This window comes from Burkholderia sp. Ac-20365 (assembly GCF_017104715.1).
In the GTDB taxonomy this organism is placed as follows: Bacteria; Pseudomonadota; Gammaproteobacteria; order Burkholderiales; family Burkholderiaceae; genus Paraburkholderia.
This window is the reverse complement of sequence record NZ_JAAGPI010000013.1, coordinates 203,781-220,947: the sequence shown is the minus strand read 5'-3', so window position 1 is coordinate 220,947 and position 17,167 is coordinate 203,781. Positions and strand designations below refer to the sequence as shown.

Sequence of the window (17,167 nt, the reverse complement as noted above, 5' to 3'; positions counted from 1 at the left end):
TGTCGTCGGGTACGACGGATTTCCCTCACAGCCTGAATAGCGTGATTGCGCAGGCGCGTGCGCAGCACGGCGCGGAATCGCTGGCGATAAAAGGCAGCGACGGCAGCGAAGGTTTTTTCATGGCGCGGGTCGAGGCGCAGCGCAAGGTCATTCCGTACCGCAGTCCGTTCGAGCATCGCAAGCCCGAGATGCGGTTGCAGACGGCTACCGTCGTCGGCCCCGCGAACGAAGAGGTCTATACCGACGAACTGAATCGCATCAAGGTGCGTTTTCATTGGGACCGTTTGAATCAGGGCGATGAAAACGCATCGTGCTGGGTGCGCGTCGCGATGTCGGATACAGGTGGCGGTTATGGCAGCGTGCATGTGCCGCGTATCGGCGAAGAAGTGATCGTCAGCTGGCTTGATGGCGATTGCGACCGGCCTGTCGTCACGGGGCGCGTCTATAACGGCGCGAAGACGCCGCAATGGCATTCGAACGGCATTCTGTCGGGCTATCGCTCGAAAGAGTACCAGGGCAGCGGCTACAACCAGATGGTGATGGACGATGCGACCGGGCAGAACCGCGTGCAGCTTTATAGCAGCAGCGCGGATTCGTTCCTGCATCTCGGCTATCTGGTCGCGCAGAACGGCAATACACGCGGCGCGTATCTGGGCAGCGGCTTCGATCTGAAATCGGATGCGTATGGCGCGGTGCGCGCGTCGCAAGGTTTGTATGTGTCGACGCATCCGTCGAATGGCACGGCAAGCCAGCCGCTCGACGCGAGTGCGGCGCGCTCGCAACTGGAGAACTCGCACAGCGTGATCGATGCGATGTCGTCGGCGAGCGAGGCGCATCAGGCCGAGTCGCTGAAAGACGGCACGGATGCGCTCAAATCGTTCAGCGATGCGACGCAGAATAGCGTCGCGGGTTCGAGCGGCAGCGGCGGCAACACAGCGGGCGGCGGAACCGGCAACGCGAACGCGTTCAAGGAACCGATCATGCTGTTCGCGACGCCTTCGGGTCTTGCGATATCGACGCAGCAATCCGCGCATATCGCTTCGACGCAACACACGAATCTCATCAGCGGACAGAGCACGCATATCGCGGCAGGCAAGTCGCTGATTGCAAGTGTCGGGGAGAAGATCAGCCTGTTCGTGCAGAACGCGGGCATGAAGCTGTTCGCTGCGAAAGGCAAGGTCGAAGTGCAGGCGCAGTCGGATAACGTCGAGATCACGGCGCAGAAGACGCTGAAGCTGCTGTCCGCCACTGATCAGATCGAGGCCGCCGCAAAACAGGAAGTGCTACTGACATCGGGTGGTGCCTACATACGCATCAAGGACGGCAACATCGAGATTCATGCGCCCGGCAATATCGACATCAAGGGTGCTCAGCATACGTTCAACGGGCCGACGAGCCTGAGCCGTACTTTCAACGCCGAAGGCAAAAAGGCGGACATGCGGCTCCGCTATGTCGACGCGGATGGCAACGTCCCGCAGGGCGAGCCGATCAAGCTGATGTCGGAGGACGGTGCGGTCCACAACCTGGTGCTCGACGGTGAAGGCAAAGGCGAACTGAAGGGTATCGATTTCGGCCGGTTCGTCGCGAATCAGCTCAAACGCAGCGGAGAATAACAATGGGCAATCGCCCCATGATTCAGCACCAGGTCTGCATCGACCTGCCAGGCGAACCGGTCCAATGCTGGGCAGAGACCGATGTCATCGTGCTATTGCGCAAACATCGCGACGTGATCTTCGACATCCACGTCAACAAAGGCGCAACCTATACGGTCGAGGCACCGGAGGACTGGATCTACGACGTCGTGAAGAAAAAGCGCGTGCAGCAAGGGCAATTCGCCGACGGGCAGCGCTATCACATCTGGATCAGCCGTGCGTTCAAGGGCGAACTGTTGCTCAAGCAGAACGGCAAAGTATTGCAACGCTATTCGATGCATCAATTCGGCCTGACGGGCAGCAATCCCGATCCGAAGGCAAAGCCCGATCCCATCATCATCGCGATGGGCACGAATCAGGCAAGCGGGCCGCCATTCGCAATGTTGCCTGCCACGAGCCCGCGCACCCCAGCGCTGCTGTCATACCCGCAGCCTGCCCTTCCCGACTATCTTCGCGCGCCGCAGCCATTCGACCTGACGACGGCGCAGCAGCAATGGACCTGTCCCGTGCCGGTCAAGCTCGCGGCCGGCACCGTGCAGGAGCCGGCGCAGCAGGCGCATGTCGCCGAAGTCAACAAACAGTCGTTGCCACAGGAGATACTCGACGGCATCGCAGCAGGCGGCGGCGACGAGACGGCGATCGACACGAACAAGATCGCGACGCGCAACTGGCTCATCGGTCAGCTCGCCGGCACGACGGCCTTTCTCAGCGACAACAAGGAATGGATCAAGGAACTGCTCCTGGAAAGATTCAAGCTGATGAAGATCGTGCACAAGAACGTGGGTGAGCGCTGGTATGTTGTTTTCACCGGCAATCCGCGCCTGCGCAAGCTGATCACAGCTGCGCGTTATGGTGTCAGGAATGAAAAAGTGTTGACCCTGGCAGGTGGCGCCGGCACGGTTGAATCGGGTGCCGCCGCAGCGTGGGAGAGTTCGAAAGGCGCGTTCAAGAAGGCCGGGTTGATCGCGCTGATCTTCACCGTCTCGCTGGATGTCGCCGAATGGCTGCATGACTACCAGCAGGTCGGACCGGACGGCAAACGCAAGAAAGACTTTGCCGATCTGCTCGGCAAGATCGGTATCGATCTCGCCAAAGCCGGCCTGAGCGCGGCCGTCGCGTCCGTTGCTGTCGGTACGATCGTCGCGGGACTGGCGGGCACTGTTGCGCTGCCCGTGGTGGCTATTGTTGTCGGTACGATCGTCGTCGCCATTGCGGTGGGCTACGGACTCGATTACCTCGACAAGAAGGTCCATGCGACGGAGCACGTCACGTCATGGTTCCGGTCTATCGGCGAATCGCTCAAGCATGCCGCGGAGTATCTGGCCAAGTCGATGCCGAAGGACTACGATTCCTATCCGCTGATGTACATGCCCTGAAGCACACCTTTTCGATCTCACTCAATGTCGCGTACTGAATCGATCTCGAAGCCCCGACAGCAAAAGCCCAATCACGTATTGGCGAATGCGAAGAAAGTCGCACCAATGGCGTTGATATTTACGTTGCTGGCAGCGGGTTTCTCGTATCTGGTCTACACAGATGAACTGTCCGTCGGCTCTGCGCCGTGGATAATCGGCATGCTGCTGGCATTGTTTTGCGCAGGCGGCCCGTTCGTGGTCGCTTTCATATCTCGCGGGAGCAACGCACTAAGGGCATGCGGCATCGTCGTGACTGTTGCGATGTTCGCTGTCTATTATTTTTTTGGCATTGTTTGTTACTTTTATTATTTTCTGTTTTCACCGATGCCTGCCGCTATGCATTGGCCAGGCCTGCTGGGCGGGATTGCCTTGACGGCCCGCTGGATCATGCTCGCGTACAAAAGCGTGCGGCACACGATCGACAAGACCTCATTCGTCGCCAAGGCATTTGCCGATAACGGCGACCACTATGCGTACAACATTGCAGAGGCCGGGAAACTCTATGAACGCTTCAACAGCGAGCGCTCTCCGTTCCCCAAGGTCCTGATGTACGTCGTAATGGGAATCGCACCGTTCTACCTGATATTGAGCCGCCTGTTGTCGGAGAGCTTTGGCGCAAACGGTGTGCTGCTCTTTTTGGCGGTCCTTGGTATGCCTATGTCGCTGTGGTCGGCGGGTATGATGGTGCGCACCTATCTGATCATGATCGCGTTGCCGGGCAAACTGGAAAGAGAAACGGGCAAATCAGTCGTGGTGGTCGAATAGTCGCTACCGAGCCGTATCTACCGCCCCTCCTTCCGCGAACTCTGGAACTTTATCAGCGCCGCATCCACCTCACGCCGCGCGCCATCGAACCCCGCCGCCGCCAGTGCCCCACTCACGCTTTTAAGTTCCTGAAGAACGGCTTCATCGGCCGAATCACGAAGCACTGCAGCTAGCACGCGCCCCCGGGCCGCGAACAGTTGAGCCCACGGCAATGGCTCCGTACGCGTGTACTGCTCGAGTGCTTCGATATAACGCAGCGCGCCCGCCGGATCGCGCATCGACAGCATTGCATCGATCGCATCGCGATAGAACCACAGATGATTGTGACCGACTGCACCACGCCGCAGCAGTTCGGCGCCCTCTTCAAGCATACGGACCCGCTCGACATCATCGTCGACAGCGCGGCTCAGCACGCTCAATGCCTTCGGCGCGCTGAACTGCATGCCGACCTCGCGACACAGTGCCAACGACTCCCTCAGCACGCGCACCGCCTGCTCCCGCTGCCCGTTGTGAAGCAGCACACGCGCCTGCATTTCCAGGTTCTGCGCCTCGAACCGCCGCGCGCCAAGTTGCAGGATCAACTGCATTTCCTGTTCGAGATGAACCTGCGTCGCGCGCATGTCGCCCGTTTCGTAGCACGCGAATGCGCCCAGCGTTTCGCATAGCAACTGCGCGCGCGGCTGCCCCACGAGCGCCGCATCGCGCGACGCAGCGATCGCATCGACACGTGCCTCGCGCGCCTCGTTCAGGTAGATGCGGCTAAAGCCCTGCATCGAGCGGTTGGCCACTTCGATACGACCGAAGCCATGTTCGCGGCAAAGCGCGACACAACGGCTGAAGTACTCGAACGCTGTGCGCATCCGTCCTTGCGCATAGGCGGCATCGGCGAGACCGCCCAGCGCGCGCGCCTCCGCTTCGGACAAGCCAAGTCGCTGCGCGTAAGCCAGCCCGCGTTCGTGTTCGATCCGGCAATCGTCGATCCGTCCGAGCGGGAACAGGATATTGCCGCGCAGATGATGCAGGCGCGCGAGCTCGCTCACGCGGTCTTCGCGCACCGCTATCTGCTGCGCAGCGTCGAGCAGCGCAAGCGCTTCGCTCAAGCCCTCGTTGACCCGCAAACCTTCCGCGAGTCCAAGTTGCGCGACACAACGGCTGGCATCATCGGGTGTTGCATCGACTGCGCAGCGATACGTCGCAATCGACGCTGCAATGTCGCCCAGATCCCGCTGCAATTCGCCCTTGAAGCACGTCAGCGCATGCGTGTCGTGCGGCGTGTGCGCGATCCGAAGCCCTCGCTCGATCAGATGCAGCGCAGACTCCGTGAAATGCACGGCACGCTGCGCAAGCGCCGCATCGAGGTAAGCCTGCGGCGCGCGGTCATCTTCGGCGCGATCCAGGTGCTGTGCGCGCAGCACGACGTCGGTGTCTGCGAACCAGTCGGCGGCGCAGCGATGCAACTCGCGCCGCCGCGCCCGCAGCAGCGTCGAGTACGCGCTCTCCTGAATCAGTGCGTGCGCAAACAGAAAGTCGTCGCCTTCCGGCAGCACGAGCGCGTTGGCGACGAGTGTCCGGCAGTCGTAGTCCGGCCTGTCGATCAGCCGTCTGAGCAGCGCGAGCCCAAAGCGCTGCCCGATCGCCGATGCCGCCTGAAACGCGACGCGGTCGAGCGCGTCGAGCCGGTCCATACGCGCGAGCACGAGGCTCTGGATCGACGCCGGCACGGCATCGCCGCTGCCTTCTTCGGCGTTGTGCAAAAGCTGTTCGAGAAACAACGGATTGCCGTCTGCGCGTTCGATGCACGCAAGCGCCACGCGCTGCGTCGCGTCGATAAAATTGCCCGCGAGCGTCAGCGCTTCGTCGCGGCGCAGCGGACCAAGATCGATCGTCGCGAGCGGTGTGTCGCGCATGCGGGCGCGCCACACGGCGTCGAGCGGATCGCCCTCGATGCGCGACGTCAGTACCAGCAATCCCACACCGCCGCCAATACCCGACGCAAACGCAGACAGGTAGCCCAACACCTCGGCGTCGGCCCAATGCAGGTCTTCGACGACGATCATGCTCGCGCCACGCCGGCATGCATCGGCCGTCAGCGCCGCGACGACGGCCTGCTTGCCGTGCTTGCGCGCGCCGTGATCCATCGCGTCGTAGAGCGTGCGCCATTCGCCCGCTTGCGGCAGATCGAGCAGATCGTCGAGAAAGACCCGCTGCTCAGGCTGGATGACGCCACTGTCGACAAGCCGCGCGGCCACGGCCTCGCGCGTTTCGCTGTCGGCCGCGGGCGCCAGGCCAAGCAGGCTGTCGATGATCGCGCGAACAGGGTCCTGCCCCTTGCCGACGCCGAAGTCAAGCACGAGGCCGCGATGCACCGCGAAGCATTGCGTCTGGGCAAACACGCGCATCTCCTCGACGAGCCGCGTCTTGCCGATTCCCGCATCGCCGCGCACATAGACGACATGTCCGGTTCGCTGTTCGACGCACGTGCGCGCGATGCCACGAAACTGTTCCAGTTCCGCCTTGCGTCCGACGAATCGGCTGCGGCTCGCACGGGCAGGCTCGCGCACCATGCAGGAGAGGCGCCACGCGCGCGCGGGCCCGTCGATACCCTTGAGGTGCATGTCCTCAATCGGTTCGCAGACCGCGCTGTCGCCGAGCGCACGCCGCACCCCGTCGGACAACAGCGTCTGCCGCGCGCCCGCCGCCGACACCAGGCGCGCGGCGAGATTCACCGTGTCGCCATGCACCGTGTAGTCCTGTGCATCGGCACGGCTGACTGCGCCCGCAACCACCTCGCCGCTTGCAATGCCAATATGTGCCTGTAAGCTGCGCCCGCTTTTCGCGCTCAACTGGTCGAGCGCATCGTGAATATCTAGCGCGGCGCGGGCCGCACGCAATGGATCGGTTTCGTGTGCCCGTGGTGCGCCAAAGAGCGCCATCACCGCATCGCCGATGTGTTTGTCGATGGTGCCGCCGTACGCGAGCACGATGTCGTCGACCAATGCGGTGAAGCGACCGATCAACTCGCGCAACTCCTCGGGATCGAGTGTCCTCGAGAGCGCCGTGAAGCCGCACAGGTCGGCGAAAAGCACGGTGACCTGTCTGCGCTCGTCCACAGGTGCGCTGACGGCAGGCGCGACGGGTTTATCGCGGGCAGGCTGGGTTTCAGGCGGCGCATCGGCTCCCGCAGCCGACATCTGCGCAATCGCCGCCAATAGCCGCTTGCGGTGTCCGAGCGATTGCACGCCGAGTTCCTTCAGATCGGCGTCGGTCAGTCCGGGCAGCATCGTCGCGTCGATGTCGTTGTCGACAAACGCCTGTGTGTATTGATCTAGCCCAAGTCCACCCAACCACAGTTCGATATTCATCGTCGTCGCCGGAGTCTGGTTCTCGTTGCGCGCTTAAAAATGCAACACCACACCTTGTCTAGTGTAGGTGTTGTGCACGCGGGCGACTGCTTGTGTGGGTGGTTTTTCAGGCGGTCATATGCGCCTGCCTTGCGCAAATGTCAGCGGATTTGATCTGTATCACACAGACAGATTCCACTCCCACGCATCCAGCGCCATCTTCGCGCCGAGCGCGAACAGCATCACGCCCATCACGCAGCGCTGAACACCGAGCCAGTTCGGCCGCGTCGCCAGAAACCGGGCGAGATTGCCCGAAAACATCGCCACCGCCGTATTCACGGAAGCAAACGCAAAGATCAGCGAAAAACCAAGCGTCAGCGACTGCCTGAACACACCTCCCGCGCGATAGTCGATGAATTGCGGCAGCAGCGACAGGAAAATCAGCGCGAGCTTCGGATTCAACAGGCTCGTCGTCGCACCCATCGCAAACAGCCGGCGCGGCCTTTCAATCGACGCCACTTCAACTTGCAGCGGCGAGCGGCCGCCCGGCCTCAGCATCTGCCAGGCGAGATACAGCAGATAGAGCGCACCGCAGACGGCAAGCATGCGGCCCGCGCCCGGTATCGCGAGAAACAGCGTGGTGATGCCGAACGCCGCACCGAACATATACGTCAGATAGCCGAGCATCACGCCGGACAGCGAGATCAACCCCGCACGCGTACCCTGCGCGACCGAGCGCATCATCACGTAGACCATATTGGGACCGGGCGTCACGGCTAGCATGCCGCCCACGGTAATGAATTCGACCATCGTTCTCATGCGCTGCCCCGTACGTTCCCGGTTTCAATCACGATTCCAGTATCGGGACGCACGACCGCTAAGTAAAACGATTTAAACTGAATGAATTATTCAATTTTTCTGAGTGATGAAAAAACTCGATCTCGACGTTCTGGAAATGGTGGTCGCCGTGGCCGACACGGGTTCGTTTGCGCGCGCCGCGACGTCCTTGCATCGCACGCCGTCGGCCGTCAGCATGCAGATCAAGACCATCGAAGAAGCGCTAGGCAAGCCGCTTTTCGTGCGCACGACCCGCAACGTGGCGCTGACGGAAGAAGGCAGGACCATCGTCGATTACGGCCGGCGCATGCTGGCGATGCGTGAAGAGGCGTGGTCGTCGGTAGTGCGGCCGGAGATACGCGGCCGTGTGACCATCGGCGTGCCCGACGATTACGCGTCGTCGCTGCTGCCCACCGTGCTGCGCAAATTCGCGGTTGCGCATCCGCGCGTGCAGGTCCGCGTGATCGGCATGCCGAGCAGCGCGCTCGTCCCCTTGCTGAAGGACAACACGCTCGACCTCGCGTGCATCACGAAGACGCGCGGTATCACGGGAGAAACGATCCGCGCGGAACCGATGGTATGGGCCGCCGCGCGCGGCAATCAGCAGATATGGAAGGAGCGTCCGCTGCCAATCGCCGTGTTTGCGCCTGGAAGCACGGCGCGCGCGCACGCCATCGGCGCGCTGCAACAGGCCAATATCAGGTATCGAATGTCGTATGAAAGCCCGAGTCTTCTGGGCCTGATCTGCATGGTCGAGGCAGGTCTCGCCGTCGCACCGCTCGCGCGATGCAGCGTGCCTGCGCATCTCGCGCAACTCGGCGAAGCAGAAGATTTACCGGCTCTGGCTTCGTTAGAAGTCGTGCTTGCGCGCAGCGCGCGTTCGTCGCGGCCGCCGTGCGACTTTCTCGCCGAGCAGATGCTGGCCGATCTCAGATCGTAGCTTTCATGCCGCGTTTCAGCCGAACGGCCTCACGCCGAACAGCCAGCCGTGCAGGAAGAATGCGAATGCAGCCCAGACAACGGCACCGGCGACAACGGGCATCACATCGCGCGACAGCGTCCCTTTCGGATACACCACGCCTTCAGCGCGATCCCGCTTCAGCGCGGCCGCGATATCCAGCACGGCCCACACGAGAAACGTGCCGAACAGCACGAGCGCGTTGAGCGTCCCGTTCGCCAGCAGATGCGCCAACGCCCATAGCGCGACGCCGAGCGTCATGGGATGCCTGAAAATCGCCTTGAAATGATTCCCCGGCGCATGCGCGGCCGGAAACAGAATGAACGCGCAAAGCGTCAGCAAACCCGCGAGATGCGGCGCCCATACTGGCGGCGCCCACAGCACGACGGGCTCGCGCCGCGCCATGCCGTATCCGACGATAATCAGCACGAGTCCGATCAGCGACACAATGGAATATGCCGCCTTCCATTTCTTCTCGCCCATCCGCGCGATTTGCGCGCTGCGCCAGTCTTCCGCGAAGATACGGACCGAATGTCCGCCCAGGAATAGCACCAAGCCCAAGATCAGTATCAACATGACGGCTCCTCGTGACAGACGTCGCTGGATGGTGGCGATTGTCCCGCATGATGCCCGCTCTGCCAATATCGCGCTTCCGGCGTGCACCCACCGCTCATGCGACAATAGCGCGCTTTCTCCCGCTGCCGCCTCACGTTTGAAAGAAAGCATCGGCATGCTCGACAGTGCTTCGCACCATGTCGGCGTGTGATCGTAGAACCAACAATCAAAAGCGATGTTGAATCTTTCTGTCATCAGGCGGCTCGCAGGCGCGGCCGCATTCGTGGTGTCCGGGGTCGCCGCTGCGCATCCGCATGTGTGGATACGATTTGCAGCGCATGTGCAGATGCAAGGCACATCCGTGGTGTCGATAGCGCAATCGTGGCGGTTTTCAGAAGGCTTTCCTGTCCAGCTAGTCGGTATCGACACATTGCCCGACAACGGCCCGCTCGACGCAAAGCAAACCGCGATCTTCCGCGAACAGGCCTTTGCTTCGCTCGCGGGTGCAGGGTACTTCAGCCATCTTTACGTCGACGGCACTGCGCAGCCTCTGGGGGAACCCGCGAACTTCCGCGTCTCGGTCGATCACGGCAAGCTCGTCTACACCTTCACGTTGCCGCTGAAAAAGCCCATCGACGTAAGCGCACACAAAGTTTCGCTCGGCATCTGGGACGACTCGTTCTTCGTCGATTACGAACCTGACAACGCCAACGCAGTCACGCTGGACGGACACGCTGCGTCCAGTTGCACGGCGAAGCCCTTTCAGGATCACGCGCATCCCATCTTCAACGGCATCGTCGTTCCACAGGCGACGGCAATATCATGCTGATGCCCGAACGTCTGTTACGCCGTCTACTGCTTGCGCTTTTCGTGATGCTCGCGAACCTTGCGATGATTGCGCCGTCACACGCGGCATCGCCCGCTGTCGATGTTTTCGGCCGGCCCGTGCAACCGTCTTCAGCAACTGCGGCAAGCGCGAGCGCGCCCGAAAACCCTTCCGCCGAAGCAGCCAGTCACACGCTCGTGCTTCCCGAATTCGTGCGCCGCGTGCTGGCGACATCGATCGTATGGCAAGGCAGGCTCAACGCGCGCATTGCAGACGCCGCGCATGCGCTGCAGCGAACACCCGCGCCATCGAAGTGGCTAACGCTGCTCGCGCTCTCCTTCGCGTATGGCGTGCTGCATGCACTCGGCCCTGGGCACGGCAAGCTGGTCACAAGCACGTGGCTCGGCTCGCGTAACACGCGTGTCGCCCAGGCTGTCGCACTCGCGAGCTGGAGCGCCATCGTGCAGGCGATGAGTGCAATCGTGCTCGTGTTCGGCGCAGTATGGTTCGCGCAGGCGGGTGTGTCGGGCGTGCTGTCGAGCGCGGCTTCGCTCGACATCGTCAGTTACCTTCTGCTTTGTCTGGCGGGCGGCTGGACCATCTACAGCACGCTTGCGCGGCGCGACTGCTGCGCCGATCCGCGCGCGTTGAAACTCGTGCCTGCGCAACGCAACGAGGCATCGACGGACGAACCCGCGTATCTCGGCACGAAGCTGCAATTCCACGCGCGGCAACCCGTCGGCTCAACGCGATTCGTGCAAGCCAGGTTCCCCGCCGCATCGCAGATTCTCGCGACGGGTTTTGCATCGGGCGTGCGGCCATGCGTAGGATCGATCTTCGTGTTGATTGCGTCGGTCGCGGCGCACGCGCCGTGGGTGGGTATCGCAGCGACGTTCGCCATCGGTGCGGGCGTAGCTTTGACCGTCACGCTCTTCGGACTCGGCGCGATCGGCGCGAACCGCTTCGTCATGGCCCGCAGCCTGCGCGTTCGCGCACGGATCGAAACGACGCAGCGCGTGGCTGCCATCGCTGGCGCCGCCGCTATCGTGCTGTTCGGCGCCGTGCAGACGGCCCTTATTCTGACGGGCTATCTGCAACCTGCATTGACCTAGCGGCTGCAGGCGGCCGCGCTTTCCGGGTTCGCGAATTCCACGCGGTTGCGGCCACCGCGCTTGGCGCGATAGAGCGCAGCGTCGGCGAGGCCGTACGCGGTGTCGAAACCGCTCCCGACGGCATTCGCGCTGACGCCGAAGCTCGCCGTGATGCGGCGGTCCACGGGCGATGCAAACACGTGCCGGCCAATCGCTTCACGCATGTTTTCCGCCTCTTGCAGCGCATCCTCCACTTCGTAGCCGGGCAGCAGCACCGTAAATTCTTCGCCGCCAACCCGGCCGATCAAGCCGCGCTCACCCACGATTCCCCGCAGACACTCGACGATACCCATAATCACCGCATCGCCTGCCGGATGACCGAAATCGTCGTTGACGCGCTTGAACTCGTCGATGTCGAGAATGATCATCACTGCGCTATCGTGGCGCAGCGCCTTCGTGGCGCGTTCGATCACGGCGCTGCGATTGAGCACGCCCGTCAGCGCGTCGTGCGTCGCGCGGTGCGCCAGTTGCTGCGCGAGCGCCTGCATCTCGCGCTCGGCGCGGTCGCTGCGGCCAATCAAACGGCGCGTCTCGCGCATCAGGCGCTCGTAGTGCGTGATGAGTTCGCCGAGCGACTGGCGATAATCGTGCGCATCCGCATTGGCGGCCGCATGGATCGCGCGCGCCCTGTCGAGCGCGTCGTTCTCGCTCTGGAACAGATCCGGTGCGTCGCTTGCGGGCGCGTCCGGCGATGAGATCCGCGGCACCTTATTGTCCCTGGTGAGAGACCGGGCGATCGGTGAATTCGATCGCCTGGAAATCGGCCTTCAGTTCTTCGCCGAACTCGAAGATCGTTTCATCTTCTTCGTCGCGATACCAGTTCATCAGCACGCGGCTGCCCGACTGCGCGGCTTCGTCCAGTGCGTCGAATACGCTGAACAGCATCTTCGTGCTGGAGCTATTGAAGTAGGTCAGCACGACGTCGACGGTAATCACTGCGCCAACCGACTCTGAAAGATACTGGCGCAACTGTTCGATGATCGGCGCGTAGAACGCCGCTGCATTCTCAGGGTACGACTCGCCCCGCAGCAGCAGCGAGTGCTGATCGAAACGAAAGTCGACTTCCGGAGACGTCGCCGTTGCGGCAATGTAGAGATTGTCCATAGCTCGTGAGCCTTTTACTCAGATGATGGCCTTGAGGCAAAACAGCGTGGTTCCGGGTTCGTCGGCACGCGGATGAAATTCGAATTCGAGCGGCGCACTCGCATCGCGCGCCATCGTCAGGAAACCCAGACCTGCGCCCTTGCTGTCTTCGGGCGTGTCGGCCCGCAACGAGACCTTGTAGGCCTGCTTGATCTCTTCCACCGACATGCTGCGCAGCGGCTCCAGCTTGGTGCGCAGACCCTCGACATCTTCCGCTGCAATCGGGTTGACGCACATCATCAGGTGCCTCTCGCCTTCCGTGCTGATGCACACGGCGCCTTCGCGAATCGAGCCGCCGCCTTCGTTGTCGGGCTGAAGCGAATCCGATGAATAGTGAACGATGTTCTGCGACAGTTCGACAAACGACGAGAACAGTTTGCGGCGCGTCGGACCGCTCACGCCGGCAATTTCAAGTTGCAATTTGACGACCTCGCCCATCGCGGCAACGATGTTATGCGAGAAGTACCCCTTGTGATAGAAGAGGACATTACGCCGCTGCGCCAGATCGAAAAAGGCGCTGTCTTGATCGAGTAGTTGAGACATGCTTATTGGTCGGTAATGCGGGCACAAAACAGGGTGAGGTCATCGCGGCGCGGTTGTGCGCCTTGCCAGTCGGCCAGCGCGTGCCGCAATGTTTCGCAGATTGCCGAAGGCGACTGCGTGCGTTGCGCGAGAATCAGGTCCAGTGCGCGGCGTCGGCCGAACGCGATGTTTTTCGGGCCGCCAATCTGGTCGATCAGGCCGTCTGTGCAAATGAACAGCAGACTGCCGGGCGGCACCGTCAACGTGCGCAGCTTCCATTCGTAGTCGGCGAGGCTGTCCACATAGCCAACGCCCATGCGGTCGCCCGCGATCGTTTCGAACTGGTCTGAGTCCGGCGTCAGGATATGCAGCGAGATGCGTGCGCCCGCGAAATGCAGCTGGTTTTCGCGCGCGTCAAACCAGAAGAACGCAGCATCGAGACCGTCATCCGACTGCGATACTTCCGTCGCGCTATGCACCTGGCCAAGCAGGCTCTTCACGTTGCGGTTGACCGCCGCCAGCAGCGCCGCCGGATCGCGCGGCCCGATCTGCTCCAGCGCCTGCGATAGCGACGCCGACGCGAGCAGCGTCATGAACGCGCCGGGCACGCCGTGGCCCGTGCAATCGGCAGCCGCGCCGAACCAGCCATGCGGAAATGCGGCGAAATGATAGAAGTCGCCGCCGACCACATCGCGCGGTTCCCACACGAGTGCGGCATCGGGAAGCCTTGCGGCAAGCGTGTCGCGAGAAGCACGCAGCATCGCGCGCTGGATCACGCTCGCGTATTCGATGCTCTGCATGATCTGGCGGTTTCTTTCCGCCTGCATCTCGGCCACTGCGCCAAGCAACTGAAGCCCGCTGCCGAGCCCGACGAAACTGCCGTCGCGCGTAACGATAAAACCATCCACCAGCGCTTTCTCGCCGACTTCGACCGTCTTGAACGTCAGCGCTTCGATGCTCATGTCGGCATCGACGACGAGCGGCTCCTTGTCCATGAACGCGATGCAACTCTTCTTGTCGTAGAGCTCGCGATGAAAAGGCTTGCTCATCTGCGACAGGAAGATATCGCGATTGATCAGCCCGATTGGACGATTGCCCTCGATCACCGCGAGACTCGTCATGTCGCGACGCGAAGAGAAGATTTCCATCACGACCGAATTGGGGTCTTCCGCATCGACGGATGGAACCTGCTGGCACAGGTCGCCTGCAGAGCGCGGTTCTCCCTGTGCGGATGGACGGCGTAACCGTGAAAACGCGGGATGCATGGCGAAGCGGGCCGGTGTATGGAGAAACCCTGCACGCTAATGTTTCTCTGTGTACTTTATGTGACAGAGAATATTTTCTTTAGACAATTAGCGACGGAATTGCCCGAATTCTTTATGCAAATGGCGCTATGACAATTAGAAAAGAGCCACTCTTTTCCCGTAATCAACGCGATATGCACACCGGCAAACGTTTGCCATGAAAAGTGATGCAAAAGCGCGTCACGTCATGCTGTTGTGCGTATGAGCGCGAGAGAAAATGTAGCCAGCGACTGCCGACAAGATGCACTCGATCATTAAAGGAATGCCTTGGTCTATTCACCACATTTAATACAGGGCAAACGATTGCCGTGAACAAATTAGCCCGAATTACGTCAGTAAGAATACAAGAATCACGCTCCTGACGCCATATATGTCAGGAGCGCCATTTTCATTGCGGACTATCCGTCAATGAAGCCGCAAACCGTCGATCTCCACTGCCCGTTTTTCCCTGATCGACTGCTCCGCTGCGAGACCAATCACGACAGCCTTCAACCCATCTTCCACCGTGACCTTGACCGGCGCACCTTCAAGCACCGCTTGCTGGAAACCAAGATGCTCGAAATACGTCGATCCGTGATGCGCGCCGAGGCTCAGCAGCTTCTCATCAACTTCGACGGTTCGCCGCACGGGTCCTTTCGGATCACGCGGGCTGACAACGAGTTCAGCCTGACGCTCGCCGCGCCCCGGCCAATGCTTGCCGGCGCCCGGCACGTAGCACTCCACCTTGCCCTTGTCGCCTACCGCCGAGAACTCTTCCTGCCAGTACGCACCATCCGCGAACATGCAAAGATCGAGACTCGCGCGGCGCCCGCTTTTGAATTCGACAACCACATACGCGTTGTCGATCATGTCGGGCACCTTGCCGTCATAACTTTCGTCGCGATGATTGACATCGGCGGCACCCGAAGCGAACACGCGCACCGCCTCGTCGTCGACGATCAGACGCATCAGATCGAAGAAGTGGCAGCACTTCTCGACCAGCGTTCCGCCCGTGCGCGCAGCGAAGCGATTCCAGTTGCCGACCTTCGTGAGAAACGGATGGCGATGTTCGCGAATCGAGAACATTTTCAGTGCGCCAATCTGACCGTTATTGATCTCGTCGATCATGGCCGTGAGCGGCGGCATATAGCGGTATTCCATCCCCACCCAGAGCGGCGCACGGTAGCCCGATGCCGCTTCAGCCAGCTGCCGGCAATCCGCGATCGTCGTGCAGAGCGGCTTTTCGATCAGCGTCGGATACGCCGTCGGCGCGCTGAGAATGTCTTCGAGAACGGCGCGGTGTGTGTCGTTCGGCGTCGCGACTACGAGCACGTCGCATGCGTTGCTTTTCAGCAGATCGCGATGATCGGCGAATACCTGCACGTCGCGTCCCAGGGTCTTCGTCGCCGAGGCAATCGACTCCGCATGCGGATCCGCCAGCGCCGTGACAGTCGCGTTCGGCAGCAGCGCGATATTGCGAAGATGCTCCTGTCCCATCATGCCGGCGCCGATCACGCCGTATCTCAAAGGCTCTGTCATGGAATCTCCTTCAGTGGAAAGGCGTGTGCGAGTCCGCACACGCAGGGATGATCAGAACGAAGTGCGCAAGCCCACCGTGACTGCCCATGGGTCGAAGCCCGGCGTCACCGTTGCATAGGTGGAATTGAGCAGCGCGAAGCCCTGGGTCGAATGGCTGTTGTTCGAAATCATCGATGCATAGCCATAGAGCTGCGTGCGCTTCGACAGGAAGTACACGTAGCCCGCGTTGTACGCCATCGCGCGTGCGTCGGCGTTCTCGATGCGTCGCGCGACGCCCAGTTCGATATCGCCCGGGCCGGCCGGAATCTTCGCGTTGACGAGAAACGCCGATGCAAACCAGTTGGTCGCGTCAGTGCGTTTCGAGTAGATATAGTTCGCGCCGATGAAATTGCCGCTGTAACCATAGGTCGCGGCGACCACGTGCGTCAGTTGCGACGACGCCGTCAGCGTGCCCGTGTTCGCGTAATACTGGTAGCGGTTGAAGCCATAGCCGAGCATCATGCCGAAGCGCTGGTACATCACGTTCATGCCGATGTTGCGTCCGTCGGCGGTCTGGCCCGATGCGTTCTGCGCGCCGAACGAATAGCCGATTTCACTCGTCAGGCCATTGAAGTTCGGCGTGCGATAACGCACCGCATTCGGATAGAAGCCTCCCGTGCCCGACTTGCCGAGCGTCGTCGTATGTTCAAGCGACATGATCGCGGCGGGATTCGACAGACCGTAGGTCGCGACGTCCGATGCGAGAAACACCCAGTAGATGGGCAGATACATGAAGCCCGCGTCGACGCTGCCATACGTCGTGCTCGACAGCCCGACAGACGCGCCACGATTGAACATCGTCGAACCGCCGCCCACGCCCGTATAGGTGTTAAAGCCGGTTTCCAGCTGGAAGTTCGCGCGATACCCGCCGCCCAGGTCCTCGCTTCCTCTAAAACCAAAACGCGACGCCTGCAGATTGCCGCTCGCAGCCATCGCCGTTGCGCCGACGGTATCGTTGAACTTGCCGTACTGCACGGCCGAATCGACGATGCCGTACAGCGTGAGCGTCGATTGCGCCCATGCAGCAGAATGTCCCACTGCTGCCAAAGCCGCAGCCGCTACGCCGTTTCGCAGGCACGAGCGCGCCCACGCGCCCTTTTTCAGGCACTTTTTCGTGTGAAGCATCAGAAAGTCTCCAGAT

General features: G+C 61.4%; 15 protein-coding genes. 6 read left to right on the top strand and 9 right to left on the bottom strand.

The annotated features are described in order from the left end of the window. The 3 genes from G3O01_RS23520 to G3O01_RS23510 form a co-directional block, all read left to right on the top strand. Positions 1-1,613 (top strand): type VI secretion system Vgr family protein (locus tag G3O01_RS23520; RefSeq protein WP_205808189.1); only part of this gene is annotated, 1,613 nt, incomplete at its 5' end. Positions 1,614-1,615: 2 nt separating this feature from the next. Beyond that, positions 1,616-3,028 (top strand): hypothetical protein, encoded by a 1,413-nt coding sequence (locus tag G3O01_RS23515; RefSeq protein WP_205808187.1) that lies wholly within the window; start codon positions 1,616-1,618, stop codon positions 3,026-3,028. 24 nt (positions 3,029-3,052) lie between these two features. Beyond that, positions 3,053-3,832, top strand: a complete 780-nt coding sequence (locus tag G3O01_RS23510; RefSeq protein WP_205808185.1) for a hypothetical protein — start codon at positions 3,053-3,055, stop codon at positions 3,830-3,832. Between the two features lie 17 nt (positions 3,833-3,849). On the opposite strand, the gene G3O01_RS23505 is transcribed toward G3O01_RS23510, so the two are convergent. Continuing rightward, positions 3,850-7,194: an adenylate/guanylate cyclase domain-containing protein gene (locus G3O01_RS23505; RefSeq protein WP_205808183.1), complete on the bottom strand. Its 3,345-nt coding sequence runs from the start codon at positions 7,192-7,194 to the stop codon at positions 3,850-3,852. A gap of 159 nt (positions 7,195-7,353) precedes the next feature. Next, positions 7,354-7,992, bottom strand: coding sequence for a LysE family translocator (locus G3O01_RS23500; protein ID WP_205808181.1), 639 nt, complete (start codon positions 7,990-7,992; stop codon positions 7,354-7,356). Between the two features lie 106 nt (positions 7,993-8,098). On the opposite strand from G3O01_RS23500, the gene G3O01_RS23495 reads away from it, so the two are divergent. Beyond that, positions 8,099-8,950, top strand: coding sequence for a LysR substrate-binding domain-containing protein (locus G3O01_RS23495; protein ID WP_205808179.1), 852 nt, complete (start codon positions 8,099-8,101; stop codon positions 8,948-8,950). Positions 8,951-8,965: 15 nt separating this feature from the next. Here the strand turns inward: G3O01_RS23495 and G3O01_RS23490 are convergent, their stop codons facing one another. Beyond that, a complete protein-coding gene (locus G3O01_RS23490; RefSeq protein ID WP_205808177.1) occupies positions 8,966-9,544 on the bottom strand; it encodes an NnrU family protein in 579 nt (192 codons plus the stop codon). Between the two features lie 214 nt (positions 9,545-9,758). Between G3O01_RS23490 and G3O01_RS23485 the strand changes: the two genes are divergently transcribed. Further along, positions 9,759-10,352 carry a DUF1007 family protein gene (locus tag G3O01_RS23485; protein WP_205808175.1) on the top strand — a complete coding sequence of 198 codons (594 nt, stop codon included), beginning with the start codon at positions 9,759-9,761 and terminating at the stop codon, positions 10,350-10,352. Then, entirely contained in the window at positions 10,346-11,461 is a 1,116-nt protein-coding gene (locus tag G3O01_RS23480) for a high frequency lysogenization protein HflD (RefSeq protein WP_205808173.1), read from the top strand. The genes G3O01_RS23485 and G3O01_RS23480 overlap by 7 nt, the downstream gene beginning before the upstream one ends. Here the strand turns inward: G3O01_RS23480 and G3O01_RS23475 are convergent. The 6 genes from G3O01_RS23475 to G3O01_RS23450 form a co-directional block, all read right to left on the bottom strand. Next, positions 11,458-12,207 (bottom strand): GGDEF domain-containing protein, encoded by a 750-nt coding sequence (locus tag G3O01_RS23475; protein WP_205808170.1) that lies wholly within the window; start codon positions 12,205-12,207, stop codon positions 11,458-11,460. The genes G3O01_RS23480 and G3O01_RS23475 overlap by 4 nt on opposite strands. A gap of 1 nt (position 12,208) precedes the next feature. Then, positions 12,209-12,604 carry a DUF1987 domain-containing protein gene (locus G3O01_RS23470; protein WP_205808168.1) on the bottom strand — a complete coding sequence of 132 codons (396 nt, stop codon included), beginning with the start codon at positions 12,602-12,604 and terminating at the stop codon, positions 12,209-12,211. Between the two features lie 18 nt (positions 12,605-12,622). After that, positions 12,623-13,186, bottom strand: a complete 564-nt coding sequence (locus G3O01_RS23465) for a SiaB family protein kinase (RefSeq protein ID WP_205808166.1) — start codon at positions 13,184-13,186, stop codon at positions 12,623-12,625. A gap of 2 nt (positions 13,187-13,188) precedes the next feature. Further along, on the bottom strand, positions 13,189-14,430 hold the full coding sequence (locus tag G3O01_RS23460; RefSeq protein ID WP_205808156.1) for a SpoIIE family protein phosphatase: 1,242 nt from the start codon (positions 14,428-14,430) through the stop codon (positions 13,189-13,191). A gap of 444 nt (positions 14,431-14,874) precedes the next feature. After that, on the bottom strand, positions 14,875-15,987 hold the full coding sequence (locus G3O01_RS23455) for a Gfo/Idh/MocA family oxidoreductase (protein WP_205808154.1): 1,113 nt from the start codon (positions 15,985-15,987) through the stop codon (positions 14,875-14,877). A gap of 51 nt (positions 15,988-16,038) precedes the next feature. Then, a complete protein-coding gene (locus G3O01_RS23450; protein WP_205808152.1) occupies positions 16,039-17,151 on the bottom strand; it encodes a porin in 1,113 nt (370 codons plus the stop codon). Positions 17,152-17,167 lie beyond the last annotated feature (16 nt).

Excerpts from the sequence above, each read along its gene's own strand:
- G3O01_RS23505 (WP_205808183.1), bottom strand. The coding sequence starts at position 7,194 with ATGAATATCGAACTGTGGTTGGGTGGACTTGGGCTAGATCAATACACA.
- G3O01_RS23515 (WP_205808187.1), top strand. The coding sequence starts at position 1,616 with ATGGGCAATCGCCCCATGATTCAGCACCAGGTCTGCATCGACCTGCCA.
- G3O01_RS23480 (WP_205808173.1), top strand. The coding sequence starts at position 10,346 with ATGCTGATGCCCGAACGTCTGTTACGCCGTCTACTGCTTGCGCTTTTC.
- G3O01_RS23495 (WP_205808179.1), top strand. The coding sequence starts at position 8,099 with ATGAAAAAACTCGATCTCGACGTTCTGGAAATGGTGGTCGCCGTGGCC.
- G3O01_RS23485 (WP_205808175.1), top strand. The coding sequence starts at position 9,759 with ATGTTGAATCTTTCTGTCATCAGGCGGCTCGCAGGCGCGGCCGCATTC.
- G3O01_RS23450 (WP_205808152.1), bottom strand. The coding sequence starts at position 17,151 with ATGCTTCACACGAAAAAGTGCCTGAAAAAGGGCGCGTGGGCGCGCTCG.
- G3O01_RS23490 (WP_205808177.1), bottom strand. The coding sequence starts at position 9,544 with ATGTTGATACTGATCTTGGGCTTGGTGCTATTCCTGGGCGGACATTCG.
- G3O01_RS23510 (WP_205808185.1), top strand. The coding sequence starts at position 3,053 with ATGTCGCGTACTGAATCGATCTCGAAGCCCCGACAGCAAAAGCCCAAT.
- G3O01_RS23465 (WP_205808166.1), bottom strand. The coding sequence starts at position 13,186 with ATGTCTCAACTACTCGATCAAGACAGCGCCTTTTTCGATCTGGCGCAG.
- G3O01_RS23460 (WP_205808156.1), bottom strand. The coding sequence starts at position 14,430 with ATGCATCCCGCGTTTTCACGGTTACGCCGTCCATCCGCACAGGGAGAA.
- G3O01_RS23455 (WP_205808154.1), bottom strand. The coding sequence starts at position 15,987 with ATGACAGAGCCTTTGAGATACGGCGTGATCGGCGCCGGCATGATGGGA.
- G3O01_RS23470 (WP_205808168.1), bottom strand. The coding sequence starts at position 12,604 with ATGGACAATCTCTACATTGCCGCAACGGCGACGTCTCCGGAAGTCGAC.
- G3O01_RS23500 (WP_205808181.1), bottom strand. The coding sequence starts at position 7,992 with ATGAGAACGATGGTCGAATTCATTACCGTGGGCGGCATGCTAGCCGTG.